Raw genomic sequence first — 25,792 nt, forward strand, 5'->3', positions numbered from 1 at the left:
AACCTCTCGGCGATGCCGGAGACCAGTTTCTCCACCGTCAGGACGCTGCTGTTTACGCCGGGCGACCGGTCGGACCGATTCGCCAAAGCGCCGTCGACCGGGGCGGACGGCCAGATTCTCGATCTCGAGGACGCCGTCGGCAGCGCCCAGAAGGACGCCGCGCGCGCCGTCGCGATCGACTACCTGAGGACCGCGCCGCTCGGCGATGGGTTCCTCCGCTGTCTGCGCATCAACAGTCTGCAAACGCCGGCCGGGTTCAAGGACGTCTCCGCGCTTGCCGACGGCAACGTCCGCCCGGACGCGATCCTTGTACCCAAGGCGGAGCACCCGGCCGAGCTCCACCTGCTCGCCTGCGTGCTCGCTCCCCGCCCGGCGCTGTTCATCCCGCTGATCGAGACCGCGCTGGGGCTGCGTCACGCCGAGGACATCGCGCGGCAGCCCGGCGTGGTCGCGCTGGTGTTCGGCGCGGTGGACCTCGCCGCCGACCTCGGCGCGGAGCTGGCCTGGGAGCCGATGCTGGCGCACCGCGCGCACGTCGTGCGTGCGGCCGCGGGCGCGGGGATCGTCGCGTGGGACGTGCCGTATCTGCGTCTGCGGGATCCCGACGACGGCCCGCTGATCGAGGAAGCCCGGCGGAGCAAGGCGCTCGGGTACACCGGCAAGATGGCCGTGCACCCGAGGCAGATCGCACCGATCTTGAGTGTGTTCACCCCGTCGGCCGACGAGGTGGCTCACGCGCGGCGCGTCGTGGAAGCGTACGAGCGCGCTGCGGGCGGGGTCTGCGAGGTCGACGGCAAGATGATCGATGTGCCGGTGTACCGATCGGCAAAGCGCGTCGTCAGTCTCGCGTCCCGCTGAGGGCCGCGGGCGGATAGTACGTGCAGGCTCACGACCGGTCCCGGCGAAGCACCACAGCGCCCGACGCTCGTCATTCGCTCCGCGCAGGGGGTTCTCCGGTGCCGGTCATCGACGTGCACGACCACTTCTATCCGCCCGCGTATCTCGACGCGCTCGCTAAGGATCCCGGCAACGTCCGGGTCACGCACGATCAAGCGGGGAATCCGCTGCTCCACTACCCGGGCGACTACAACATCGCCGTGCGCGGGCATCGCGACATCGCCTACCGGGAACACGTCCTGGCCGAGCACGGCGTCGACCGCCAGGTGTTGACCCTGACCACGCCAGGGACGCACGTCGAGCGGCCCGAACGGGCGGTGGCACTCGCGAAGCTGGTGAACGACGCGTTCGCCGGGGTGGTGGCGGAGCGCGGTCGGCACTTCAGCGCGCTTGCGACGCTGCCGCTCAACGACCCTGCCGCATCGGTCGCGGAGTTGGAGCGCTGCGTGACCCAGCTCGGGTTTCGCGGCGCGATGCTGTTCAGCAACGTGAACGGCGTCGCGCTGGCCGACCGCCGGTTCTGGCCGTTGTACGAGGTCGCCAACGATCGCGGCGCGATCCTGCACATCCATCCCACGTCCCCGGTGGGGGTGGAGGCGATGACCGAATACTGGTTGATGCCGCTCGTGGGGTTCCTGCTCGATACGACGCTCGCCGCCGCCCACTTGGTTTTCGCGGGCGTGCTCGAGCGCTTCCCGCGGATCCGATGGGTGCTGAGCCACCTGGGCGGCACGATCCCATACCTGGTCGAGCGGCTCGACCGCGGGTACGAGGCGTTCCGGGAGTGCCGGCAGCACATCCGGAAAGCGCCGAGCGAGTACCTCAAGAGCCAGTGCTGGTACGATACCGTCAACTTCGACACGAACGCGTTGCGTCTCGCGATCGAGTTCGCGGGCGCCGACCACCTCCTCGCGGGTAGCGACTATCCTCATCAGATCGGCAGCATTCCAAAGATGCTGGAGAGCCTCCGGGCGCTCCCGGTCGCGGACGCCGTCAAGGCGGGGATCCTCGGCGGGAACGCCGCGCGTCTGCTGGCGTTGTAGCCGCACCATCGACCCCGGCACCGGTCCCCCGTCATGGGCGCGTCATCGGCGCCTGCTAGGGTGGAAACCGGCGGCGCCGCGATCGGGGTTCACAAGAGATTCGCCTCCCCGGCACAACTTCTTCACGGGGCCGCCCTAGGCTGACGGGTGTGGCCCACTGAGCGCGGCCGTCAGCCGCAACGACGGGCGTGGTGCCCGGGAGGTGAGTGAACGTGACGCACGATCAGGCAGTCGGCACGACGACGCCGGCGGGGTTCGTCCCACTGCTCGCAGGTACCGGCGCAGGGGTCATTGCTGCGGCGGCCAGCGTGGCGGCGCAGTTGTTGATGGGCGCCCGCTATCCGGAACCGGCGGAAACCGCATGGTCGGCCTTTGCGGCCGGCATCGCCGGCGGTCTACTCTACGCAATCCTGACGCGGATCTCCGCACGACCCGTCCGCGCGCTGTGGGCGCTCAGCCTCGCGATCGCCACGCTCGACAGCGCGATGGTCGCGTTCCTCCCGATGCCGGCGGGGCACGGACCGCGCCTCGGCATCCCCGTCGAAGGGCTCATCGTGCCGGTGCGGCAACTGGCCGCGCTCGTCGGGATGGGTCACTTTGGCGTCCGACATTTCCCGACCGCGTTGCTCCCGGCCGATACCGTGATTCACTACATTCCCGCGGTCGCGGTCGCGCTGCTCGTGCCGAAGCTGATGGGATCCCGTCAGGCATGACGGCGCCGAGGACCGGTCGCCGGGATGCGGTCGGCGTGCGAACGTCGGGACGCTAGCTGGCTCGCTTGCTGCGGGCTTTCGCGCCGGGCTGTTGGCGCGATTGCGGCGCCGGGCCGTCCCCGCGCCCCCCGGCTCTCGGGGCTGACCGGCGTGCGGTCACCGCACGCTCGGGTCGCGGCGTCCACGCCCGCGCTCCGTCGGAGCGGTATCGCGCGTCCAGACCGGCCTGGATGGCGTGCATGACGACCGGCACCGACGAAACCGCGGCGACGTCGATCACCGGCAGCCGCGGCCGCAGGAACCGGAGGATCGGCGCCGTGGCTTTGTGGAACAGGCGGAGGCGCCGGCGGGCGACCGCGGGCGTGTCGTCGGAGCGTCCGCGCTGGAGCAGCCGTGCGACGAACAATCGGTCCGGCCCCCGGAGACTCACGACGAGGAGCGGGTTGCGCAGGCCGGCATCGCGAAGCAGGCGCAGCAGGTCTTTGGCCTGCGCCAGTGTCCGCGGATAGCCGTCGAGGATCGCGCCGCTCCGGGCAATGGCCCGCTTTTTCTTGTGCAGGATGGCGGCGACCTCTGCCCGCACGATCTCCCTCGGCACGAGCGCCCCGGCCGCGACATAGTGGCTGATCCGGCGCCCGAGGCGTGAGTGGCGCCGCACCTCGCTTCGGAGGTGCTCGCCGACCTCGATGTGCACCTGCCGCCGGAGGCCGGCGAGGAGGCGCGCCTGAGTGCCCTTACCCGATCCCGGAGGACCGATGAGCAGGATGATCGGGGCGGTTCCGCCAGCATGGAGCGCTGTGCGGGCGCGGACCATCGGTGCCGCGCGACGCTTCGTTCCCTCGGGCAATTCAGATCCCTCCGGCTCCCTGCGCCGGTTTCCCCGGCCGGTACCGCCAACATGGTACCCTACAGTCAGGGGAACGCCATCAGGCGGGCGGCCGATTCTCCCTGATTCTTTCCCCGCGGCGGATACATTCCTCGCCGGATTGCCTGCCGGAACCCCTCCCCGTACCCTGAGAAGGAAGGTCGCCGAGGGCTGGCGTTGTCCCCGGCGGAGGTGCGCCGTCTCGACGGCGGGCACCGGTTGTCGCCGGGTGAGAGATCTCGTGACGAGGTGGGCAAATCCCAAGGGAATGGCGCGCCCGGCGGCGATCGGCGGGCGCGGCGGCTTCACGAGGAGGATGAGGATGGTCCCTCCCATGCGCGATATGAGCCCGGTCGTGGATCTTACGCGGGAACCGGGAACGGGTCCGGTTCGCGCCCGGCGGCCGATGTACGTCAGTCTCCTGCCGCCGTGCAACCACGCGTGCCCGGCCGGCGAGGACATCCAGGCGTGGCTCGGCCTGGCGCAGGCCGGGAAGTTCCGCGCGGCGTGGGGGGCGTTGATCCGCGACAATCCCCTGCCGGCGGTGCACGGCCGCGTGTGCTATCACCCGTGCGAGAGCTCGTGCAACCGGGCCGGTCTCGACAGCGCCGTCAGCATTCACGCGGTCGAACGCTTTCTCGGGGATCTTGCGAACGCCGAGGGGTGGACGGTCCCGCGCGGGGCGCCGGAGTCGGGACGCCGCGTGCTCGTGGTCGGCGCCGGACCGAGCGGGCTGTCCGCCGCGTACCACCTGCGCCGGCTCGGTCACGCGGTGGAGATTTGCGAAGCCGGGCCGGTAGCGGGCGGGATGCTCCACTTCGGGATCCCCGAGTACCGCCTGCCCCGCAGCGACTTGATGGCCGACATCCATCGCATCGAGGCGATGGGGGTGACGATCCGGCTCAACCATAAGGTCACCGACCTCGCCGCCGAGAAGGCGGCCGGCGGGTTCGACGCGGCGTTCGTGGCCATCGGCGCGCACATCGGCCGGCACGTGGAGATCCCGGCGCGCGACGCCGTCCGGGTGCTCGACGCGGTGACGCTGCTGCGGGGTGTCGGGACCGGCGAGCGCCCGCTGCTCGGCCGGCGCGTCATCGTGTACGGCGGCGGCAATACGGCGATGGACGCGGCACGGACGCTGCGCCGGATCGGCGCGACCGAGCCGCTGATCGTGTACCGCCGCGACCGCGCGCATATGCCGGCGCATGCGTTCGAGGCCGACGACGCCGTGGCCGAGGGCGTCAAGATCAAGTGGCTGACGACGATCAAACAGATCGACGGCGCCGACGTGACGGTCGAACGCATGACGCTCGACGAACACGGGCGGCCGCAGGCGACCGGCGAGCTCGAGACCCTGCAGGCTGACGCCGTCGTGCTGGCGCTCGGGCAGGAGACCGACAGTGCGTTCCTCCGGAGCGTGCCGGGCGTCGAGTTCAAGGACGACGGCACGATCGTCGTCGCGCCGAACATGATGACCGGGGCCGAGGGCGTGTTCGCAGGCGGCGACATGGTGCCGAGCGAGCGCACCGTCACCGTCGCGGTCGGACACGGCAAGAAGGCCGCGCGATACATCGACGCGTGGCTGCGCGGGGTCGTCTACGAGAAGCCGCCGGCCCATCCGCTCGTGTCGCTCGAGATGTTGAACCTGCCCATCTACAGCGATGCGCTGCCGTCGGAACAGCCGACGCTGGCGCCCGCCGACCGCACGGCGAGCTTCGCCGAGGTGCTCGCGGGCCTCACCGAGGCGCAGGCGCTGCACGAGGCGCGCCGGTGCCTCTCGTGCGGCAACTGCTTCGAGTGCGACAACTGCTACGCAGCGTGCCCGGAGACCGCGATCGCGAGGCTCGGCCCCGGGAACGGCTACCGCGTGGACCTCACGCGATGCACGGGCTGCGCCGTGTGCGTGGAACAGTGTCCGGTGCACTCGATGGAGATGATCCCCGAACCATCGGCGGACGCCGCGGCGCGGCGGGGAGGCGCGTCATGAGCGGGTCCAGGGCGACGATGGATGGCAACACCGCGGTGGCGCACGTCGCCTACCGGGTGAACGAGCTGTGCATCATCTATCCGATCACGCCGTCCTCCACCATGGCGGAGCTCGCGGACGATTGGACGGCCGCGGGCGTCCGGAACATTTGGGGGAACGTGCCGATCGTGCAGGAAATGCAGAGCGAGGGGGGCGCCGCCGGCGCCGTGCACGGCGCCCTTCAGTCGGGCGCGCTCGCGACGACCTTCACCGCGTCGCAAGGGCTGCTGCTCATGTTGCCGAACATGTTCAAGATCGCGGGGGAGCTGACCGCGACCGTGTTCCACGTCGCGGCGCGGTCGCTGGCCACGTCGGCGTTGTCGATCTTCGGAGACCACTCCGACGTCATGGCCGTGCGTACGACCGGGTTCGCTTTGCTGGCGTCCGGGTCGGTTCAGGAAGCGCACGACATGGCACTGATCGCCCAGGCGGCGACGCTCGCCTCCCGCGTCCCGTTTGTGCACTTCTTCGACGGGTTCCGCACGTCCCACGAGCTCAACACGCTCACGCTGATCTCGGACGAGCACCTGCGGGCGATGATCGACGACGACCTCGTCCGGCAGCACCGGGCCCGTGCGCTCAACCCGGAGCGGCCGTTCATCCGCGGCACCGCGCACAACCCCGACACCTTTTTCCAGGCGCGGGAAGCGGTCAACCCGTACTACGCCCGGGTGCCGGACATCGTGCAGAGCGCGATGGACCGCTTCGCGGGGCTCACCGGCCGGCGGTACCGGACGGTGGAGTACGCCGGCGCCCTGGACGCCGAGCGCGTGGTCGTGATCATGGGCTCCGGAGCGGAAACGGCGCGCGAAACCGCGGAGTGGTTGTGTGCGAGGGGCGAGAAGGTCGGCGTCGTCCAGGTGCGGTTGTTCCACCCGTGGCCCGCGCGCGCGTTCCTGGACGCCGTACCCCGGTCGGCTCGGGCGATCTCGGTGCTCGAGCGCACGAAGGAGCCGGGCTCCGCGGGGGAACCGCTCTACCTCGACGTGGTGACGACGCTCGCGCAGGCCTCGGCGGAGGCGGGCGGTCCGCCGATGCCGGTCGTCGTCGGCGGGCGATACGGCCTGTCCTCGAAAGACTTCACCCCGGCGATGGTCAAGGCCGCCTTCGACGAGCTCGGCCGCGAACGGCCGAAGAACGGCTTCACGCTCGGGATCATCGACGACGTTTCGCACACCAGCCTCGCGGTCGACCGCGCCTTTTCGATCGAGCCTCCCTCGGTGACGCGCGCGGTCTTCTATGGGCTGGGGGCGGACGGGACGGTCAGCGCCAACAAGAACAGCGTGAAGATCCTGGCCGAGGACGGATCGCTCTACGCGCAGGGGTACTTCGTCTACGACTCGCACAAGTCCGGCGCGCAGACCGTGTCGCACCTCCGGTTCGGCCCGTCGCCGATCCGCTCCCCGTACCTGATCGACGCGGCGGACTTCCTGGCCTGCCACCAGTTCGACTTCCTGTTCCGCCAGGACGTGCTGAGCCTGGCCGCGCCCAACGCGACGTTCCTGCTGAACAGCCCGCACGGGCCGGACGCGCTGTGGGACCACCTGCCCAGGTTGGTGCAGGAGCAGATCCTCGCGAAGCGCCTTCGCGTGTTCGTGATCGACGCTAACCGGGTGGCCCGCGACGCCGGCCTGGGCACCCACACGAACACCGTGCTCCAGACCTGCTTCTTCGCGATCTCCGGCGTGCTGCCGCGGGACCGCGCCATCGACGAGATCAAGACGGCGATTCGCAAGACGTATGCCCGCCGGGGCGAGAAGGTGCTGCGGCAGAACTTCGCCGCCGTGGACCGCGCGCTCGCCGAACTGCACGAGGTCGACCTGACCGGCCGCCGCCCCGGCGTTCGGGAGCTGGCGCCGATCGTGCCGCCGGACGCGCCGCTGTTCGTGCGGGAGGTCACGGCGGCGATCATGGCCGGGCACGGCGACGACGTGCCGGTGAGCCGGATCCCCGCCGACGGCACGTTCCCCTCGGGGACCGCCGCGTACGAGAAGCGCAACATCGCCGACGTCGTTCCGGTGTGGGAGCCTGATCTCTGCATCCAGTGCGGCCAGTGCAGTTTCGTCTGTCCGCACAGCGTCATCCGCTCCCGGTACTATCACGAGGACCGGATGGCCGGCGCGCCGGCGACGTTCAAGTCGGCGCCGGTGAACGCGCGCGGCTATCCGGAGACGCGCTTCACGCTGCAGTTCTACGTTGAGGACTGCACGGGGTGCGGGTTGTGCATCGAGGCGTGCCCCGCCGACAGCCCGACGGTACCCGGGATGAAGGCGATCAACCTCGCCGACAAACGGCCGCTCGTGGAGCCGGAGCGGGAGAACGTCCGATTCTTCGAGGCGCTCCCGGTGAACGACCGCGCCCGCGTCGACTTCGCCAACGTGCGCGGCGTGCAGTTTCTGCAGCCCCTGTTCGAGTTCTCGGGTGCGTGCGCCGGCTGCGGCGAGACGCCGTACCTGCGCCTGCTGTCCCAGCTGTTCGGCGACCGGCTACAGGTCGCGAACGCCACGGGGTGCTCGTCGATCTACGGCGGCAACCTCCCGGTCACGCCGTGGACGGCGAACCACGAAGGGCGGGGTCCGGCCTGGACGAACTCGTTGTTTGAGGACAACGCGGAGTTCGGGATGGGCTTCCGGCTCGCGGTCGACAAGCAGGTCGAGCTCGCACGCACGCGTCTCCGGGATGTGGCCGAGACGGTCGGACGCGAGCTCGCGGAGGCGATCCTGGCCGCTCCCCAGATCCAGGAGTCGGAGATCCGGGCACAGCGCGACCGGCTGGCGCAGCTCAAGGAGCGGCTCGGCGGGCTCGCCGACCCGCGGGCGCGCGACCTGCTCTCGGTCGTCGACTATCTGATCCGCCGGAGCGTCTGGATCGTCGGCGGCGACGGCTGGGCCTACGACATCGGGTACGGCGGCCTCGACCACGTGCTGGCGTCCGGTCGCGACGTGAACGTGCTCGTGCTCGATACCGAAGTTTACTCGAACACCGGCGGCCAGGCGTCGAAGGCGACGCCGCTCGGGGCGGTGGCCAAGTTCGCGGCCGCCGGCAAGCGCACGGCGCGAAAGGACCTGGGGTTGCAGGCGATCGCGTACGGCAACGTCTACGTGGCGCAGGTCGCGATGGGCGCAAACCCGCAGCAGACCTTGCTCGCGTTTCGCGAGGCCGAGGCCTACGACGGACCGGCGTTGATTCTCGCGTACAGCCACTGTATCGCTCATGGGATCGACATGCGCTTTGGGATGCGCCAGCAGGCGCTGGCGGTGGGATCCGGGTACTGGCCGCTGTTCCGCTTCAACCCGGCGATGCGCGAGACGGGACAGAACCCGTTCCGGCTCGATTCGCCCCGCCCGGTGATTCCGTTCCGGGACTACGCACGGAACGAGGCCCGCTACACCTCGCTCGCCGCGTCGCGCCCCCAGGAGGCCGACGCGCTGATGCGGATGGCGCAGGCGGTGGTCGACGAGAAGTACCGGCAGTACGAGGACATGGCGGCGCGCGACGGCAGCCGGTTCCATCCCGCGACGGTAGGGACGCCCGCGGATTCTCAGGGTGCGTGATCGGGGACGGGGGAGGTCGCGACGGGGGCGCATCGGCCCCGCGGCGCGGTGCCGCTCCCTCGCCCGGGGCTGGCCGATTCCGATAGGGAACGACGCCGCAGGGCACGTAATGTCTTGGAGAACGGCGTAGTGTGGCATTACCATTACGGAGACAGAGCGGGATCCCACGAGGGCTCGTGCGAGGTGTGCGAATGACGACAGCGGAGTCGAAGATCGTCGGGGAGGGCCAACCGTGAAAATCGCCGTCCCGAGAGAACGGCTGGCCGGCGAGCGGCGGGTTGCAGCCTCCCCGGATACAGCAAAGAAATTGGTCGGTCTCGGCCACGAGGTGGTCGTGGAGGCGGGCGCCGGGGCAGGCGCGTGTTTCACGGACGCCCACTACCAGCAGGCTGGCGCAACCCTGCTCGAGGGACCGGAGGCCGTGGTCGGCGCGGCGGATGTTGTGCTCAAGGTGCGGCGACCGCTCCGCGGAGAGCGGGGTGCCCCCGACGAGGTCGCCCTGATGAAGGAAGGCGCGATGCTGATCGGGCTGCTCGCGCCTCACCAGGATCCTGCCGCGCTCCAGGCCTACGCCGCCAGGCGGCTCACGACGTTTGCGCTCGAGCTCCTGCCGCGGATCAGCCGCGCGCAGGCGATGGACGTGCTGTCCTCCCAGGCCAACCTGGCCGGGTACAAGGCGGTCCTGGAGGCGGCCAACGCGCTCGGGCATGCGTTCCCGATGATGATGACCGCGGCCGGGACGATCGCGCCCGCGCGCGTCCTCGTGATGGGCGTCGGCGTGGCGGGCCTGCAGGCGATCGCGACCGCCCGCCGTCTCGGCGCCATCGTCTCGGCGACGGACGTCCGCCCCGCGACCAAGGAGCAGGTGGAGAGCCTCGGCGGACGCTTCCTCATGGTGGAGGACGAGGAGACGCGGTCCGCCGAAACGGCAGGCGGTTACGCCCGCGAGATGAGCGCCGAGTACCAGCAGAAACAGGCCGCCCTCATCCGCGACACGGTGCGGACGGTCGATGTCGTCATCACGGCCGCCCAGATCCCGGGCCGGCCGGCCCCGGTGCTCCTGACCGAGGAGATGGTCGCGGACATGAAGCCGGGCGCCGTGATCGTGGATCTCGCGGTGGAGAGCGGCGGCAACTGCGCGCTGTCGAAGCGGGACGAGGTGGTGGTGGCGCACGGCGTGACGATCGTCGGGTACGAGAACTGGCCCAGCCGGATCGCGACCGACGCGTCCGCGCTGTACGCGAAGAACCTGCTTCACTTCATTACGCCGATGTTCGACAAGCAGACCGGGCAGTTGAACATCGACGGGGACGACGAGATCGTGAAGGCGACGCTCCTGACCCGGGACGGGGCGATCGTGCATCCGATGTTCCTCGATGAGAAGGAGTTGAGTCGTGCGGGGCGTGGTTGATCCGCTGGTCTTCCAGATCTCCATTTTCGTGCTCGCGGTGTTCGTGGGCTACTACGTCGTGTGGAGCGTGACGCCCGCGCTGCACACTCCGCTGATGTCGGTGACGAACGCGATCTCGTCGGTGATCATCGTGGGTGCGCTGATCGCGGCGGGTCCGGCCGAGGTGACGCGGTCCAAGGTGTTGGGCCTCGTGGCGACCGCGCTGGTCTCGGTGAACATCTTCGGCGGCTTCGCCGTCACGCAGCGGATGCTGGTGATGTACCGGAAGCGAAAGCGATAGCGGCAGGGACTCCGGGCATGTCGGCTGATCTCGCGGCGCTCCTATACCTAGCCTCGGCGGTACTGTTCATTCTCGCGTTGCGCGGGCTCTCCAACCCGGAGTCGGCGCGGATGGGCAACGTGTTCGGCATGGCCGGCATGGCCGTCGCCATCCTGACGACCGCGCTCGGCCCGCAGGTCACGTCGTACGGCAGCATCGCGCTCGCGGTCTGCGCCGGCGGGATCGTCGGCCTCGTGATCGCGTTCCGCATCAAGATGGCCGCGATGCCCCAGCTCGTGGCCGCCTTTCACAGCCTCGTCGGACTGGCCGCGGTGCTGGTGGCGGCCGCGGCCTTCTACCATCCTACGGGCTACGGGATCGTCAACGCTCTGGGGCAGATCAGGGTGCAGAGCCGGATCGAGATGTCGCTCGGCGTCGTCATCGGCGCCGTGACGTTCACGGGGTCCATCGTCGCGTTCACGCGGCTGCAGGGCGTGATCTCCGGCGATCCGGTGGTGTTCCGGGGCCAGCACGCGCTCAACGTCGTGATCGGCGCCGTTATCGTCCTGCTGCTGGGCGCGTTCGTGCACACGCCGTCCGCGGACGTGTTTTGGGTCGTGACCATGCTGGCGTTCGTGCTGGGGGTCACGCTCGTGGCGCCGATCGGTGGCGCGGACATGCCGGTCGTGATCTCGATGCTCAACAGCTACTCGGGGTGGGCCGCCGCGGGCATCGGCTTCACGCTCGAGAACTCCGCGCTCATCGTCACCGGCGCGCTGGTGGGGTCGTCCGGCGCGATCCTGAGCTACATCATGTGCCGGGCGATGAACCGGTCGTTCGTGAGCGTCATTCTCGGCGGGTTCGGCGGCGAGAGCGCCGGACCGGCGGCGCGGAAAACCGATCGGTCCGTGACGTCGGGCTCGGCGGAAGACGCCGCGTTCATTCTCGAGAACGCGGCGTCGGTGATCATCGTGCCGGGCTACGGGATGGCGGTGGCGCAGGCGCAGCACGCGGTCCGGGAGATGGCCGACGCGCTGAAGCGCCGGGGCGTGCGCGTCTCGTACGCGATCCACCCGGTCGCGGGCCGGATGCCCGGTCACATGAACGTGCTGCTGGCCGAGGCGAACGTGCCGTACGATGAGGTCTTCGCGCTGGAGGAGATCAACTCGGACTTTCAGGCGACGGACGTGGCCTACGTGATCGGCGCGAATGACATCACGAACCCCGCGGCGCGGGACGATCCCTCGAGCCCGATCTACGGGATGCCGATCCTGGACGTGGACCGGGCGAAGACCGTGCTGTTCGTGAAGCGATCGCTCGCGCCGGGCTACGCCGGGATCGACAACGCGCTCTTCTACAAATCCAACACGATGATGCTGTTCGGCGATGCGAAGAAGATGACCGAGGAGATTGTGAAGGCGCTGTAGCCGCTACGCGCCCCCGTGTCCGAGGGCGAGCCAGAACGCCGGGTCGCTCACGGGCCACGGACGCTTGGGGCGGGCGTGGGTCTTGGCCTCGAGCCGCGTCGGCTGCCCGTCTCGCCGTACGATGCGGAGCCGTCGCTGACGCGCCCGACTGCGGGGATCGACGTTGACGTTCACGCCGGCGACCTGCGCTGTCCTGGACATGAATCGCCTCGCTGACCGCGATGGTTCGTGCCGTCCAGTGCCGTTCTAGAATACTGTCCCCCGAAACGTGCCATCGCAAACCGCGCCAAGCCGCGTCCGGCGGGGGGGTATTCTGGGCGCGCCCGTCGAACGGCGGAAAGAGCGTGTGATCCGTTGGGCCTTGGGGTACCCGCATGACCGACTCCGTGATCGCCGACCGCATCCAGTTTACGTTCACCATCATGTTCCACTACCTGTTTCCGATCTTGACGATGGGGCTCGCCCCGCTGATCGTCGTGCTGAAGACGCTCGAGCTCCGTCGCGGCGACGCGCGGTACGGCGCGGCGGCCCGCTTCTGGACCCGGATCTTCGCGCTCAACTTCGCGATGGGCGTGATCACCGGGATCCCCATGGAGTTCCAGTTCGGGACCAACTGGGCCCAGTTCTCCGCGTTCGCCGGGGGCATCATCGGGCAGACGCTCGGGCTGGAAGGCGTGTTCTCGTTCTTCTTGGAGTCCACGTTCCTCGGGATCCTGCTGTTCGGGGAGGGGCGCGTCTCCCCGCGGCTCCACTGGTTGTCCTCGGTGCTCGTCGCCGCGGGCGCGTGGCTGTCCGGTCTCTTCATCACCGCGACCAACGCCTGGATGCAGCACCCGGTCGGCTACCGCGTCGCCGCGGACGGCACCGTGCAGATCGGCAGCCTGGCGGCGCTGCTCGGGAACCCGTTCCTGTGGTGGCAGTACGCCCACGTGATGAACGGCGCGGTCCTGTCCGCCGCCGTCGTCATGGCGTCCGTGGGCGCCTACTATCTGCTCGCGGGGCGGCATCTTGAGTTCGGCCGGCTCTCGGTGGCGATGGGCGTCGGCGTGGGCGCGGTGTTCGCGCTGACCCAGTTGTTTCCGACCGGCGACATGAACAGCCGGAACGTGACCGCCTACCAGCCGGTCAAGCTGGCCGCGATGGAAGGGTTGTTCGAGACCCGGTACGGCGCACCGCTGGCCATCCTCGGGATGCCGTCCACGACCGAGCACCGACTGCTCGATCCGGTCGAGGTTCCCGACGTGCTCAGCTATGTCGCGTACGGCAGCTTCCGCGCGGAGGTCAAGGGGCTCAACGACTATCCCGAGGCGGAGTGGCCCCTCGTGCAGCTCACGTACTACGCCTACCACATCATGGTGGGGCTCGGCACCATGCTGATCGCCGCCCTGCTCCTCGGGGTGGCGCTGTGGTGGCGGGGCGCACTGTTCGCCAGCCGGTGGTTCCTGTGGATCCTCCTGCTGCTGCTGCCGTTTCCCTATATCGCGAACGAGGCCGGCTGGGTGGTCAGCGAGGTCGGACGCCAGCCGTGGCTCGTGTACGGGCTCCTGCGGACGGTCGCCGGCGTCTCCCCGAACGTCGCGGCGGGCGAAACGATCTTCACGGTCCTCGGGTTCGCCGGCATGTACGCGTTGCTCGGCGTTCTCACGGTGTTTCTGGCGATCCTGATCGTGTTGCGCGGCCCGGACGAGGGCCCGATGGAACGGGCGCGCTGAGGCGCCGGCCGGAAAGGGGCGGGTGGCGATGGGCACGTTCTGGTTCATAGTTCTCGCCGTGCTCCTCGTGGGATACGCCGTGCTCGACGGGTTTGACATCGGGGTCGGCGCACTGCACCTCACCGTCGCCCGCAACGACGCGGAGCGGCGGACCGTGCTCAACGCGATCGGCCCCGTCTGGGACGCCAACGAGGTCTGGCTGCTGGGCGTCGGCGTGGGCGCGCTGCTCGCGTTCCCGCGGGCGTTCGCCGTGGGATTCAGCGGCTTCTACCTGCCGCTGATGATCGTCCTGTGGCTGCTGATGGGGCGCGGGATCGCGCTCGAGTTCCGCCACCACATCGCGGATCCCCTGTGGCAGGGCGCCTGGGACGTCGTGTTTTCGGTGAGCAGCCTGCTGCTCGCGGTCCTGTACGGGGTCGCCATCGGCAACATCGTGACCGGTGTGCCCATCGACGAGCACGGGTGGTTCCAGGGGCTGTTCGCGTCGCTGCTGAACCCGTACGCGCTCGTCATGGGCGTGTTCAGCCTGGCGCTCCTCATGCTGCACGGGGCGTACTACCTGTGCGTGAAGACCGACGGGGCGCTGCACGAGCGCGCGCACCTCGCGGCGGGGCGCCTCTGGAGCATCGTGGCGATGCTGGTCGTCGTGCTGACGGTCGCGACGTTCGTGCTGCGGCCGGGGCTGCTCGGGAACTACTGGGCCTACCCCGTCTGGCTTCTCGTGCCGCTGGCCGCGGGGTGGTGTGTCGTGGCGATGTGGCGGGCCCACGACCGGCGGCGGCACGGCGCCGCGTTCCTCGCGTCCAGCGGATTGATCGCGGCGCTTCTCGTCGCGACCGCGGTCGGCGCCTATCCGTACCTCCTGCGTTCGCGCCCGTTCCCCGAGCGCAGCCTCACGGTGGCGAACGCCGCCGCGTCACCGGCCGGGCTGATCGCCGCGGCGTTCTGGCTGATCCCCGGCGTGGTGCTCATCCTGGCGTACCAGATCGTCGCGTACCGGGCGTTCGCGGGAAAGGTTCGGCTCGACGGCGGCGCGCACTACTGACGGCGCGTCGGATCACCCGGTCCCATCGCCGCGCCGCGTGTCCTCTGCGCGAAGCATGCGTTCGCGGATCAGCGCGACGGGGATGGAACCGTACGACAGGAACCGATCGTGGAACCCCCGCAGCGTGAACCCCGGCCGGGACGATAGTGCGCGCCGGAGCGCGTGGATCGCGTCGGTGCCGACCAGGTACATGAGCGCGGCGCCCGGGAACATGCTGTTCTTGACCGCCTCGGCGCGCGCCCCCTCGGCGGTCATGCCGACACGATCGCGGTAGCACGCCACCGCGTCGTCCAAGGAAAAGGCCCCCTGGTGGAGGCGAACGTCGACGAGCGCGCGGGCGGCCTGCCTGAGGCGCGCGTGGCGCTGAGCGTATCGCTCGAGAGGCTCGAGGAAACCGATCTCGTCCATCAGGTCCGTCGCGTAGCACGCCCATCCCTCGGCCATCGTGCCGCCGCAGAACATCGCGATCCGCGAGGCGCAGTCCACCGCGGCGACCTGGCCGATCCGGGACGGGGCGCGATACGCGTTCCAGTTCTGCACGTGGTGGCCGAGCCCGCCGTGGTGGATCACGTGGTTGAGCTTGATGACGCTGTCGTTGGCCGCGCGCAGCCGCCGGGTTTGTTCGGCGGGCGGCATTTCGGGCTCGATCGGCGAGACGAGGTAATCGACGACCGGCGCGCGGTCGAACGGCGCGGGGGACCGGTAGGACAGGAAATAGAGGAAGGGGGCCGCCCCCCGCGCCCAGACGGGTTGAGGCACGTAGCGCAGCGGGTGGTCCGGCCAAGTGACGAGATCGTGCGCCAGCGCCGCCTCGCGGGCCCGCCGCCAGACGTCCGCGTAGCGCGCGTAGTACTCCTCGGCGGACGGATGGCGATCCAGGAGCTGCCCGAGCGCCTCCTGCGGCGTCCGCGCGCCGAACGTGCCCGCGCCGGCGGCAAGCGCGCTCTCGCAGGAGGCGATCTGTTCCTCCGCGTAGGCCGCGATCTGGTCCGCGTTCTCATCGAGGCAATGCCCGTGGCGGAGGAGAAGATCGAGTGCGTCGCCCCCGCACGCGTAGCCCTCGGTCGCGCGCGCCCGGAGATCGGTCTCCAGATAGTGCCCGAACTCGGCGAACGCCGCCGAGGCGCGGGCTGCGGCCGCGCGAAGCCCCGGGTGCGCCAGGCCCGCGTCGCGCAGGAGCAGGTCGATCCCCTCGCCGAGCAGGCGATGGGCGCCGGTGCACTCGCGCACCGCGCGGTCGATCCAGGCCGCCGGCGCCTCCCGCAGGTGTCGCCGTCCCTGGTCGAGCAGCGCCGGAACCGCGGACAGCCTGGCTGCGGCGTGTTCCGCGCGCTCGGCGAGCGGGGCGAACGGCCGCAGGAACAGCCCGATGACGCCGAAGATCGCTTCCCCCGTGTACACGCAGGGGTTCCCGCGATGGAAGTGGGATGATTCGAACTCCCACCGCTGGATCGCGAGAAAGCCCTCGGCGAGCCGGCGGTCGGTCTCCTCACTCTCGCTGAGCGGCTCCCGCGGCAGGTTCCGCAGCCACGCGAGCAGCGCATCCATGGCCGCGACGGCCTCGTCCACGCCGCGCGAGGAGTAGTCGGGCAGCCGGTCGTCGTGGTCGTGCACGCCGGCGAAGGTCGCGTTGACCGGACGGTGCCGGTAATAGACGGCGAAGAAGTCGTCGAGCCAGCCGGTGAACGCCGCCACGGGTCAGTCGCCCTCCCGCGGCAGCGGCCGACGTCCCTGCACGGGGCGCACCGCGCCCGCCCGCCGAAGGCGGCTCCCGACCCGGATCCGTGCCCCTGTCCACGCCATCACCGCACCCCTTTCACTCTTGGCGAGCGCATCGCTCGCCCACCCGCCGCAGGCCCGAGCGTCTTCGCGCGTTCGCAACGTGCGTGGGTTCCTTCACGCGGCCGCCCCACGGCTAGAGACGAATGTGCGGATCGAGCACGTCGTGGAGGCCGTCGCCGAGGAGGTTGATCGCGAACACGCTCAGCATGATCGCGAGGCCGGGAAAGAACGCGACCCACCACGCGTTCGCCAGGAACTCCCGGCCGTCGGCGAGCATGTTGCCCCATTCGGGCGTCGGCGGTTGAATGCCGAGCCCCAGGAAGCTGAGCGTCGATCCCGTGATGATCGCGCCGGCGGTCCCCAGCGTGGTCAGGACGATCAACGGCGAGACGACGTTGGGGAGGACGTGGCGCGTGACAATCCGGTACGTGGGACACCCCGCGACTCTGGCGGCCAGGACGAACTCGCGTTCCTTGAGGCTCAGGACCATGCCGCGCGTGACGCGCACGTAGTTGGGAATCGCGGAGATGCCGACCGCGATCATGAGGTTGGTGAGGCTGCTGCCGAGCGTCGCGATGATCGCCAGCGCGAGGAGAATGCTGGGGAAGGACAGCAAGACGTCCACGAACCGCATGATGGCGGTGTCCGTGACCCGTCCGTGGTACCCGGCCAGCAGCCCGAGGGTGACGCCCGCCGTGGCCGCGATCGCGACCGAAACGACGCCGACGAGCAACGAGAGCCGCCCGCCCCACAGCACGCGCGAGAAGATGTCTCGGCCGAATCGGTCGGTCCCCATGAGATGGGCCGCGGTCGGCGCCGCGAGGGGGGCGCGCTGGTTCGTGGTGACGGGGCTGTACGGGCTGATCAACGGGGCCAGCAGGACGGCGAGGCCGATCGTGAGCAGGCACAGCCCGCCCACGAGCGCACTCCGGCTGCGGCCCGCACGTCTGACGAGCACCGCGGGCCTGTGGTGCGCCGCCGCATCCCCCGCGCGTTGGGCCGCCAGGCGTTCGGGGGCGACGGTGGTCTTGTCGCTACTCATCGGCAATGCCCCGCATGCCGCATCGCCCGCTCATTCGTACCGGATCCGCGGGTCGATGGCCGCGTACGTCACATCGACGACCAGATTCGCAAGGACGTACGCGAGGGCCGAGAACAACACCGTGCCCTGCACCAGGGAGTAGTCGCGGTTGAGGATGGCGTCCACGGCAAGTCGTCCGAGGCCGGCGCGGGAGAAGATCGTTTCGGTCACCACCGCGCCGCCGAGGAGCGACCCAAGTTGAAGGCCCAGGACCGTGACGACGGGGATCAGCGCGTTCTTAAGGGCGTGGCGCAGCACCACGACGCGGCGGGTGAGACCCTTCGACGTCGCGGTGAGGACGTAGTCCTGACGGAGCACGCCGAGCATGCTCGATCGGACGAGCCGCGCGAGCACCGCGGACGACACGAGGCCGAGCGCGGTCGCCGGCATGACCAGATGCGCAAGACCACCCTGTCCCGTTGCCGGGAACCACCCCAGATCGAACGAGAGGAAGATGATCATCAGCAGGCTGAGATAGAACACCGGCATGGAGACGCCGAGGATCGCGAGCGCCATGGTCGCGGTGTCAAGCCACGTGCCGTGGCTGAGCGCGGCGATGATGCCGAGACCCAGCCCCAGGACCACCGCCACCCCGAGCGCCGTGAGAGTGAGCGCGGCTGTGGCCGGAGCGGCCTCGAGAATGCTGTCCAGGACCGGACGGTCGCTGTGCAGGCCCACCCCGAGGTCCCCGTGGGCCAGCCGAGTCACGTAACTCGCGTACTGGACCCAGATCGGCCGGTCCAGCCCGAGTTGGTGGCGGAGCTCCGCGGCATGTTCCGCCGTAATCGGCTTGTCGCCGGCGAAGATCAGCACCGGGTCGCCCGGCAGGAGGTGCAGCATCAGGAACGTGATGATCGAGATGCCGATCAGGATCGGAACCAGGTGCACCAGGCGCTGCGCGATGTAGCGGCTCATGAGCTCACGCGGAGCGGGTCCGCGTCACCCCATCGGCGTGCACGCGCGGAGGGCGCGCCTATTTCCTGAGGTACACGTCGTTCAGATAGACATACGAGGCCAGCGCGTCGAGGTACTCGTCCTGAACCTCCGCGCGCTTCGCGTTGTACGTGATCGTGTCCACCAGCGGGATGCACTCCGCATCCCTGAGCACGCGCTGCTGGATCTGCGCGTAGAGCCGCGCGCGGGTCGCCTTATCGTTGATCGCGGCCGCCTGCTCGAGCCACCGGTCGACCTCCGGGACGCTATAGTGCCCGCGGTTGAACCCCGGTCCCTGCTGCGTGTGGAAGATCGCCCGCAGGGCGTCGGGATCGCCATACGAGAGCCACATGAAGTTGGCGTCGTACTGGTTCTGGGCGACGCGCGCCCGGAACGCCCCGATCTCCAGCGGCGTCACGATCACGTTCATCCCGACGTCGTGCAGGCTGGCCTGAATGGACTCGGCCATTGCCTTGTCCCGTGGCCGCCCGATGATGGGGAAGTCCAACGTGAGCTTTTGCCCGGCCTTCTCGCGGATCCCGTCGGCGCCGACCTTCCAGCCGGCTTCCTCGAACATCGCTTTGGCCTTCGCCGGATCGAACGTATAGATCTTTGCCGCCGCGGGATCGTACCCGAACGTGACTTTCATGAGCGGGCTCCACGCCACTTCCATGAGCCCGTGAAACACGGATTGATTGAGGCCGTCCCGGTCGACGCCATACTCCATCGCGCGCCGGACGGCGATGTCGGCGACCGGGCCCTTGCTCGTCACGTTCAGGAGCAGGGTTCGCCCCGACCCGGGCTGGCCCTTTCGCACCACCGAGAACCGCTGGCTGCGCCGCAGGTCCGCGTACTGCAGCGGATCGATGTCGTCGATGTACTGGGTCTCGCCGCTCTTGAGCGTGCCGGTGCGCACCGACGCGTCCGGGATGATCTTGAACACGACCTGGTCGAGATACGCCGGCCCGCGGTTCTTGAAGAACGACGACCCCCAGTTGTAGTCGGGGTTCCGCACGAGCGTGATATGGTCGTTGGTGACCCACTCCTTGAACACGAACGGGCCGGTGCCGACGGGGTGGCGCGCGAATTCGGCCCCCATCTGCTTCACGGCCGTCGGCGAGACGATGCCGAGGTACCCGTTGAGGTTGGTCAGCAGGGGCGCGTACCCTTCCTTCATGACGACCCGGACCGTGTAGTCGTCCACGATCTCGGTGTGATCGTACGGCCCGATCTGATCGTGCGACTGTCCGGCCTTCGTTGCCGGGTCCATGATCCGGTCGAGCGAGAACTTGACGGCCGCAGCGTTGAAGGGCGTGCCGTCGGTGAACCGGACCCCCCGCTTGAGTTTGAAGGTGTACGTCTTCACGTCGGGAGAGATGGACCACGATTCCGCGAGCGCGGGCACGAACCGCCCCGGCGTCGGCTCCCACACCAGCGGCTCACAGATGTTCTGGGTGACCCGGATCGTCGAATCGAAGTTCGTGACCGCCGGGTCCATCGTGTTGTCGAGGTCGAAGCCGAGCCCGTAGACGAGCGTGCCGCCGCGGGTCGGCGCGGCGGCGGCCGGGGTCCGGTCGCCTGCAAGGCCGGCCGCCATCGCGCCGAGCGAGGCGCCGGCGAGCGTGAGGAACTGACGTCGCCCGAGGCGTGCTGCCCGGACATGCTGTCTTGTGGTGGCGGGGGTGGCGGGAGTGACGTCTGCGTGGCGTCCCATGGCTCCCTCCTGGAGTTGACCTGCACAGCCGTCCTGCGCGAGCGGCCACGGCGCACGACTCGCGCGCCGTTATTGCGCCCCCTGTACGTGGTCTTCCGACGGTTTTCCTCTAACGCCCCACGACGCGCGAGGCCGCGCGTTTAGCGCTGCAGGGGAAGCGACACCCAGCGGCTCTCTTGGAACGACCGTTCGACGGCGTTGATCACCTGCTGCACCCATGCGCCGTCCTCGAAGTTGCCCTGGTTGCGCGGGCCGCCGTCCCGGATCTCGTCGATGAAATCCTTGATGAGGTTTGCGTAGAACAGCGACCGCCACGACTCGCGCGGATGTCCGCCCTGCGGGTAGAACCGCTCCGGGATCTCGAGCTGCTTGAACTCAACGGCGTCCGGCGTGCCGACCTTGATCGTCTCGGCAACGCCAGACTCCTCAACGAGGCGACAGATGATCGCACCGCGCTCGCCGTACAGACGCGCTTCGATCCCGGGGTAGTTGCCGATGGTTACGAAGCTGGTCTGAATCGAGCCGAGCGCGCCGTTCGCGTACTCGCCGATGAAGATGTCGCCGTCGTCGATGTTCATGCGCATCTTCCGGCCGGTGGCGCGCACCATGCGTTCGGGGATGAAGTTGCGCATCGTGCCGACGACGCGGGTGTAGTCGGCGCCCACCCACCAGTGGCCGATGTCGATGACCGGCGCGCCGTACCCTTCGAGCGACGACGTCTGCAGCGTCGCCTGGTCCGCCGTGTGGTCGACCTGGCGGAGCGGGACTGCGGGATCGAGCCATTGGGAGTTCTGTTCGTATCCGTTGAAGATGAACGGCGTGCCGACGAACCCTTCCTCCATCAGGGACTTCGCGTACTGGACGCCGGGGCTGTATCGGAACGTGAATCCGAGCTTCGTCTTGAGGCCTTTGCGCTTCGCCAGGGCCGCCGCATCCTGGGTCTGCCGGAAATCGTACGCGACGGGCTTCTCGCACAGGACGTGCTTGCCGGCGCCGATCGCCGTGGACGACAACTCGAAATGGGTGTGGGACGGTGTCGCGATGTCGATGACGTCGAGGTCCGGACGTCCGACCACAGCCCGCCAGTCGGTGCTGGCTTCGGGGATCCCGAACCGCGCCGCGAACTCCTCGGCGCGCGTGCCCTCGGGATCGCAGATCACGACGACCTTGGCGCGGGGGTCGCGCTGCCACCCCGGGACGTGGGCGGACTTCGCCCAATTGCCGGCGCCGAGTACCCCGATGCGAAGAACGGAGTCGTTCATGGCGGGCCTCCCTTCCAGATCTGCTCAGCCCCGCCGTGCGGGGCCGGAGTATCTACCGGTCCTGGACCCGCGGCTCGGGACCGCGCGTCGACGCGCCCGAGGGCGCTTCGGATTCGGCGAGCGTACCGAGCACCCGCTCGATCGCGGAGGTCAGCGCGTCCGTGTCGAGACCGCCTCGGACATAGTGGTCGATGATTGTCGCCTGCAGCACGAGCGGATCGCGCGCGCGCATCGCATCGATGAGGCGGCGGTGAAACGTCACGACGTCCTCGACCGTGGCGTGGCTGCGTTCTACCGCCACCAGCATGAGGGCGCCGATCTGACCGTTGAGGCTGGCCCACAGGTCGAGCAGGCGGGGCGATCCCGCGCGTTCGACGAGCAGCCGGTGCAGCGCGAGGTCGATTTGGATGATCCGCGGGAAGCCGTCCGGCAGACGGCACGCTGTCATCTCGGCGAGCAGGGTTTCCATCGTTTCGATCATGGTGTCGTCGATGGACCGCCAGGCCAGGCGCGCGGCAAACGCCTCCAGCAGCGCGCGCGTCATCTTCAAGTCGAGCGCGTCTGCGGGGGCCAGGCGCGCGACGAAGGTGCCGCGCCGCGGTTCGTTCACGACGAGGCCGCGTTGCTGGAGCATCAGCAGCGCTTCACGGACGGTCGTCCGGCTCACGCCGAGATGGGCGGCGATCGCCGCTTCGACGAGCCGTTCTCCCGGCTGCACCTGCCCGGAGAGGATCGCGTCCTCGAGGCTCTTGCACGCGTCGTCCACGACGCGAAGTCGCGTTGGCCGGCGGAGCTTCAACGTGTGCGCGGTCATCAAGTCACCCCGGCATCACGGCATCTGGGGCGCCGCGCGCCAACTTCTTGGTCGGCTGCGGCCGTGCTCGCCGTCGCGATCCGTTTCTCACGCCCGGACCCCGCGACCGCGCTGGCAACGAAGAGGTTGGTCATGTTACGCTCGACTGTGGACTGTCGACATTTTCCATGCTATCATGCAGGCGGTCACTGTCAATAGACGACCGTCGTCACGACCTCGTCCACGCTTGCCAGATGAGAGGTGCGGGTGAGAGGTCTCCCGTGAGTCCGGAATCGATCGCGGACCTCAAGCGGAGGGCATGCCGCCGTATCGATGAGGCGGCTCCAGCCCTCGTCGAGATCTCTCGCCGTATTTGGGCCACCCCGGAGGTCGCCTTCGAGGAACACCAGGCCTCCCGCTGGCTCGCCGAGCTGCTGGAGCGGGAGGAGTACGCGGTCGAGTCCGGGGTCGGCGGGTTGCCGACGGCATTTACCGCGACGCGGTCTGGATCGAGGCAGGGTCCGACGGTCGGAGTGTTCAGCGAGTACGACGCCCTGCCCGAACTCGGCCACGGCTGCGGCCACAACCTGCTCGCGATCTCGGGCGTCGGCGCGGGGATCGGGCTCGCGGACGTGATCGACGACCTCCCGGGTACCGTCCGCGTGCACGGCACGCCGGCCGAGGAGGGGCCGTCGGGCAAAACCCTGCTCCTTCGAGCCGGCGTGTTCGACGGGCTCGACTTCGCGCTGATCTTCCACCCGAGCGCCGAGGCAAACGTGCTCGAGCGCATGCGCACCGGCCAGGGCCTGACCTTCACCTTCACCGGGAAGCACGCGCACGCGGCGTCCCATCCCGACCTCGCGATCGACGCGCTGAACGGCGTGCTCGCACTGTTCAACAACGTCAACCTGCTCCGCCAGCATTTCCGCCCCGACGTCAGCGTCACCGGCAGCATTCCGGACGGCGGCGGCCGGCGCGCGTTCCCCGTGACCGCGGTCGCGCGTTTCGTCGTCCGCGTCTTCGAGGGGCAAAGCGATTTCGTCGCGCTGCGGGAGATGGTCGTCGACTGCGCCCGGGGCGCGGCGCTGGCCACGCGCACCGGGCTGGCGATCGAGTACGGCATCCTGGAGCGCGGGATGAAGCTGAACGAGACCGTGACCGGACTCGCCGTCGACAACGCCCGGCACCTCGGGATCGACCTGAGCCACCGGGTGACGATGGGCGGCATGTCGGATTTCGGCAACGTCTCGCATCTGGTGCCGGCGACCCACTTCAGCACCGCGACGTGGCCGGCCGGCGTCACGGCGCACACGCCGGAGGCGGTCGCCGCGAGCTGCAGGCCCGAGGCGTTCGAGGCCGCGCTCGCCGCCGCAAAGATCGAGGCGATGACGGCGATCGACGTCCTGGGGCGCCCGGACGCGGCCGAGCGGGCGCGGCGGGAGTTCGCGGAGAACGATCTCGGCCAGATTCCCGTTCGTCCTGAGGAAGGTTGACGACCGGGTGGCGCTCGCGCCCGCGGCCGTCGATTCGAGGGGCCATTCAACGGTGGTGAGAGGAGGAGGCAGCATGAGCATCCGAGTCACACGATCGTCGAAGAGGGAGGAGCGCCTTCGGAGCGGGGCCGCCCGATTGTCGCGGCGCGCGTTCGTGCGGACCGCGGCGGCCGCCGGGGTCGCGGCGTCGCTGGGCGGGGTCTTCGGCGAGACCGGGCGGACGTTCGCGGCAGGCGCGTCCCAGGGGGGCGAGCTGTTCTACGGTCTGACCAACAAATTCGACACGCTCGATCCGAACGTCACGACGTTCTCCGACGTCGCGCGCATGGCCTATCATATCTTCGATCCGCTGGTGTGGGAGTCGAAGGCCGGCGTGTTCGTGCCGGGGCTGGCCGAACGGTGGGAGGTCAACGCGAACGCCACCCAGTACACGTTCCACCTCCGGCGCGACGTCAAGTTCCACGACGGCACCGCGTTCAACGCCGACGCGGTGAAGTTCACGTTCGATCGCATCGTGGACCCGAACTTGAAATCGCAGTCCGCGTTCTCGGCGATCGGCCCGTACGACAGCAGCGTGGTCGTGGATCCCTACACGGTCGTGGTCAAGTTCAAAGATCCGTACGCGCCGTTCTTGAGCTCGGCGGCGCAGTCGCTCCTCGCGCCGGTATCGCCCGATGCGGTCAAGAAGTACGGTAAGGACTTCGGCGCGCATCCGGTCGGGACGGGGCCGTTCAAGTTCGACTCCTACACGACCGACAGCGCCGTGCGGATGGTCCGGAACCCCGACTACCGGTGGGCGCCGTCGATCTTCAAGACTCGGGGCCCCGCGGCGCTCGACGCGATCACGTACCGGATCATCCCGGAGTCCTCGACGCGGCTGGCCGCGCTCAAGTCCGGCGAGGTGCAGGTGATCCAGGACGTGCCGACGCAGGAGTACCAGAATCTCCAGCGCGACACGACGGTCCAGCTGCTCCAGGGCCTGATGACCGGGTCGGGCTGGACGATGATGATCAACGTGACCAACCCCCCGACGGACGACGTGCGCGTCCGGCAGGCGCTGCAGTGGGGCGTGGACAAGAACGCGATGATCAAAGCATGTTGGCAGGGTGTGTTCAAGCCGGCCAGCAGCGTCCTGACCGCGGCGACGTTCGGCTACGATCCCGCGACGCGCAACGTCTACCCCTACGATCCCAAGAAGGCCGGCGCCGTGTTGGATGAGGCGGGGTGGAAGATGGGATCGGGCGGCGTGCGTCAGAAGGGCGGGCAGGACCTCACGCTCGGGCTCTACTACCGCGCCGACAACTCCGACTTCACGGCGATGGCGACGTTCCTGCAGAGCATGTACGCGCAGATCGGGATCAAGATCGACCTGCACGGCCTGTCCCAGGGCGGGTACTTCTCGGCCGTGCGCGCCGGTCAGCACCACCTGCAGTTCTGGTGGGAGCCCGACACGGACCCGGACGTCGTGCGCATCCTGTTGTACTCGAAGAACGCGGACGGCGGGACGAACCGCAACCGCTACAAGAACGCGGAGATGGACAAGCTGATCGACGACGCGGCGGCGACCACCGATCCGGCCAAGCGGAAGCAGCTCTATTCCCAGATCCAGATGAAGACGCTGCGCGAGTCGATCATGATCGGGTACGCCGATCCGCTCGATTTGTTTGCGTACCAAAAGGGCAAGGTCGACGGCATTGTGCTCGACTGGTCGGCGACCAACGTCCTGTTCCACGGCGCGTCGCTACGGAAGTGAGGCGCCGCCCGCGTTGAACGGTTCGTGAG

At 69.1% G+C, this 25,792-nt stretch carries 20 protein-coding genes; 12 read left to right on the top strand and 8 right to left on the bottom strand.

Going from position 1 to position 25,792, the window contains the following annotated elements:
- Positions 1-12: 12 nt before the first annotated feature.
- The 3 genes from VKZ50_15200 to VKZ50_15210 all read left to right on the top strand — a co-directional run bounded on the left by VKZ50_15200 (position 13) and on the right by VKZ50_15210 (position 2,653).
- Complete coding sequence (locus VKZ50_15200) at positions 13-858, top strand: CoA ester lyase (GenBank protein HLJ61071.1); 846 nt, start codon at positions 13-15, stop codon at positions 856-858.
- Positions 859-956: 98 nt separating this feature from the next.
- Complete coding sequence (locus VKZ50_15205) at positions 957-1,940, top strand: amidohydrolase family protein (protein HLJ61072.1); 984 nt, start codon at positions 957-959, stop codon at positions 1,938-1,940.
- 212 nt (positions 1,941-2,152) lie between these two features.
- Complete coding sequence (locus VKZ50_15210; GenBank protein HLJ61073.1) at positions 2,153-2,653, top strand: hypothetical protein; 501 nt, start codon at positions 2,153-2,155, stop codon at positions 2,651-2,653.
- A gap of 52 nt (positions 2,654-2,705) precedes the next feature.
- On the opposite strand, the gene VKZ50_15215 is transcribed toward VKZ50_15210, so the two are convergent.
- On the bottom strand, positions 2,706-3,500 hold the full coding sequence (locus VKZ50_15215) for a nucleoside monophosphate kinase (protein ID HLJ61074.1): 795 nt from the start codon (positions 3,498-3,500) through the stop codon (positions 2,706-2,708).
- Positions 3,501-3,840: 340 nt separating this feature from the next.
- Between VKZ50_15215 and VKZ50_15220 the strand changes: the two genes are divergently transcribed.
- From VKZ50_15220 to VKZ50_15240, 5 genes are all read left to right on the top strand, one after another.
- On the top strand, positions 3,841-5,505 hold the full coding sequence (locus VKZ50_15220; protein HLJ61075.1) for an NAD(P)-binding protein: 1,665 nt from the start codon (positions 3,841-3,843) through the stop codon (positions 5,503-5,505).
- Complete coding sequence (nifJ, locus tag VKZ50_15225; protein HLJ61076.1) at positions 5,502-9,098, top strand: pyruvate:ferredoxin (flavodoxin) oxidoreductase; 3,597 nt, start codon at positions 5,502-5,504, stop codon at positions 9,096-9,098. Before VKZ50_15220 ends, nifJ begins: the two co-directional genes overlap by 4 nt.
- A gap of 232 nt (positions 9,099-9,330) precedes the next feature.
- Positions 9,331-10,509, top strand: coding sequence for a Re/Si-specific NAD(P)(+) transhydrogenase subunit alpha (locus VKZ50_15230; GenBank protein HLJ61077.1), 1,179 nt, complete (start codon positions 9,331-9,333; stop codon positions 10,507-10,509).
- The gene (locus VKZ50_15235; protein ID HLJ61078.1) at positions 10,493-10,789 is read left to right on the top strand and encodes an NAD(P) transhydrogenase subunit alpha; all 297 of its coding nucleotides are present in this window, start codon (positions 10,493-10,495) and stop codon (positions 10,787-10,789) included. The genes VKZ50_15230 and VKZ50_15235 overlap by 17 nt, the downstream gene beginning before the upstream one ends.
- A 17-nt stretch (positions 10,790-10,806) precedes the next feature.
- Entirely contained in the window at positions 10,807-12,195 is a 1,389-nt protein-coding gene (locus VKZ50_15240) for an NAD(P)(+) transhydrogenase (Re/Si-specific) subunit beta (protein ID HLJ61079.1), read from the top strand.
- Between the two features lie 3 nt (positions 12,196-12,198).
- On the opposite strand, the gene VKZ50_15245 is transcribed toward VKZ50_15240, so the two are convergent.
- The gene (locus tag VKZ50_15245) at positions 12,199-12,396 is read right to left on the bottom strand and encodes a hypothetical protein (protein HLJ61080.1); all 198 of its coding nucleotides are present in this window, start codon (positions 12,394-12,396) and stop codon (positions 12,199-12,201) included.
- A gap of 173 nt (positions 12,397-12,569) precedes the next feature.
- On the opposite strand from VKZ50_15245, the gene VKZ50_15250 reads away from it, so the two are divergent.
- Positions 12,570-13,907, top strand: coding sequence for a cytochrome ubiquinol oxidase subunit I (locus VKZ50_15250; protein HLJ61081.1), 1,338 nt, complete (start codon positions 12,570-12,572; stop codon positions 13,905-13,907).
- A gap of 28 nt (positions 13,908-13,935) precedes the next feature.
- The gene (gene cydB / locus VKZ50_15255; GenBank protein HLJ61082.1) at positions 13,936-14,952 is read left to right on the top strand and encodes a cytochrome d ubiquinol oxidase subunit II; all 1,017 of its coding nucleotides are present in this window, start codon (positions 13,936-13,938) and stop codon (positions 14,950-14,952) included.
- Between the two features lie 12 nt (positions 14,953-14,964).
- Here the strand turns inward: cydB and VKZ50_15260 are convergent, their stop codons facing one another.
- The 6 genes from VKZ50_15260 to VKZ50_15285 all read right to left on the bottom strand — a co-directional run bounded on the left by VKZ50_15260 (position 14,965) and on the right by VKZ50_15285 (position 22,538).
- Positions 14,965-16,647 (bottom strand): DUF885 family protein, encoded by a 1,683-nt coding sequence (locus VKZ50_15260; protein HLJ61083.1) that lies wholly within the window; start codon positions 16,645-16,647, stop codon positions 14,965-14,967.
- Between the two features lie 220 nt (positions 16,648-16,867).
- Positions 16,868-17,776 (bottom strand): ABC transporter permease, encoded by a 909-nt coding sequence (locus tag VKZ50_15265; protein HLJ61084.1) that lies wholly within the window; start codon positions 17,774-17,776, stop codon positions 16,868-16,870.
- A 30-nt stretch (positions 17,777-17,806) separates the two neighbouring features.
- Positions 17,807-18,730 (bottom strand): ABC transporter permease, encoded by a 924-nt coding sequence (locus VKZ50_15270; protein ID HLJ61085.1) that lies wholly within the window; start codon positions 18,728-18,730, stop codon positions 17,807-17,809.
- Positions 18,731-18,788: 58 nt separating this feature from the next.
- On the bottom strand, positions 18,789-20,462 hold the full coding sequence (locus tag VKZ50_15275) for an ABC transporter substrate-binding protein (protein ID HLJ61086.1): 1,674 nt from the start codon (positions 20,460-20,462) through the stop codon (positions 18,789-18,791).
- A 140-nt stretch (positions 20,463-20,602) separates the two neighbouring features.
- Positions 20,603-21,724, bottom strand: coding sequence for a Gfo/Idh/MocA family oxidoreductase (locus tag VKZ50_15280; GenBank protein HLJ61087.1), 1,122 nt, complete (start codon positions 21,722-21,724; stop codon positions 20,603-20,605).
- Positions 21,725-21,776: 52 nt separating this feature from the next.
- Positions 21,777-22,538: a GntR family transcriptional regulator gene (locus VKZ50_15285; GenBank protein ID HLJ61088.1), complete on the bottom strand. Its 762-nt coding sequence runs from the start codon at positions 22,536-22,538 to the stop codon at positions 21,777-21,779.
- A gap of 260 nt (positions 22,539-22,798) precedes the next feature.
- Here VKZ50_15285 and VKZ50_15290 point away from each other — a divergent pair, with 260 nt between their 5' ends.
- Together VKZ50_15290 and VKZ50_15295 are read left to right on the top strand one after the other, a co-directional pair.
- Positions 22,799-24,010, top strand: coding sequence for a M20 family metallopeptidase (locus tag VKZ50_15290; protein ID HLJ61089.1), 1,212 nt, complete (start codon positions 22,799-22,801; stop codon positions 24,008-24,010).
- Positions 24,011-24,083: 73 nt separating this feature from the next.
- The gene (locus tag VKZ50_15295) at positions 24,084-25,763 is read left to right on the top strand and encodes an ABC transporter substrate-binding protein (GenBank protein ID HLJ61090.1); all 1,680 of its coding nucleotides are present in this window, start codon (positions 24,084-24,086) and stop codon (positions 25,761-25,763) included.
- Positions 25,764-25,792 lie beyond the last annotated feature (29 nt).

This window comes from bacterium (genome assembly GCA_035295165.1).
Taxonomy (GTDB): domain Bacteria; phylum Sysuimicrobiota; class Sysuimicrobiia; order Sysuimicrobiales; family Segetimicrobiaceae; genus JAJPIA01.

Excerpts from the sequence above, each read along its gene's own strand:
- VKZ50_15200 (HLJ61071.1), top strand. The coding sequence starts at position 13 with ATGCCGGAGACCAGTTTCTCCACCGTCAGGACGCTGCTGTTTACGCCG.
- VKZ50_15220 (HLJ61075.1), top strand. The coding sequence starts at position 3,841 with ATGGTCCCTCCCATGCGCGATATGAGCCCGGTCGTGGATCTTACGCGG.
- nifJ (HLJ61076.1), top strand. The coding sequence starts at position 5,502 with ATGAGCGGGTCCAGGGCGACGATGGATGGCAACACCGCGGTGGCGCAC.
- VKZ50_15240 (HLJ61079.1), top strand. The coding sequence starts at position 10,807 with ATGTCGGCTGATCTCGCGGCGCTCCTATACCTAGCCTCGGCGGTACTG.
- VKZ50_15245 (HLJ61080.1), bottom strand. The coding sequence starts at position 12,396 with ATGTCCAGGACAGCGCAGGTCGCCGGCGTGAACGTCAACGTCGATCCC.
- VKZ50_15250 (HLJ61081.1), top strand. The coding sequence starts at position 12,570 with ATGACCGACTCCGTGATCGCCGACCGCATCCAGTTTACGTTCACCATC.
- cydB (HLJ61082.1), top strand. The coding sequence starts at position 13,936 with ATGGGCACGTTCTGGTTCATAGTTCTCGCCGTGCTCCTCGTGGGATAC.
- VKZ50_15265 (HLJ61084.1), bottom strand. The coding sequence starts at position 17,776 with ATGAGTAGCGACAAGACCACCGTCGCCCCCGAACGCCTGGCGGCCCAA.
- VKZ50_15270 (HLJ61085.1), bottom strand. The coding sequence starts at position 18,730 with ATGAGCCGCTACATCGCGCAGCGCCTGGTGCACCTGGTTCCGATCCTG.
- VKZ50_15275 (HLJ61086.1), bottom strand. The coding sequence starts at position 20,462 with ATGGGACGCCACGCAGACGTCACTCCCGCCACCCCCGCCACCACAAGA.
- VKZ50_15280 (HLJ61087.1), bottom strand. The coding sequence starts at position 21,724 with ATGAACGACTCCGTTCTTCGCATCGGGGTACTCGGCGCCGGCAATTGG.
- VKZ50_15285 (HLJ61088.1), bottom strand. The coding sequence starts at position 22,538 with ATGACCGCGCACACGTTGAAGCTCCGCCGGCCAACGCGACTTCGCGTC.
- VKZ50_15295 (HLJ61090.1), top strand. The coding sequence starts at position 24,084 with ATGAGCATCCGAGTCACACGATCGTCGAAGAGGGAGGAGCGCCTTCGG.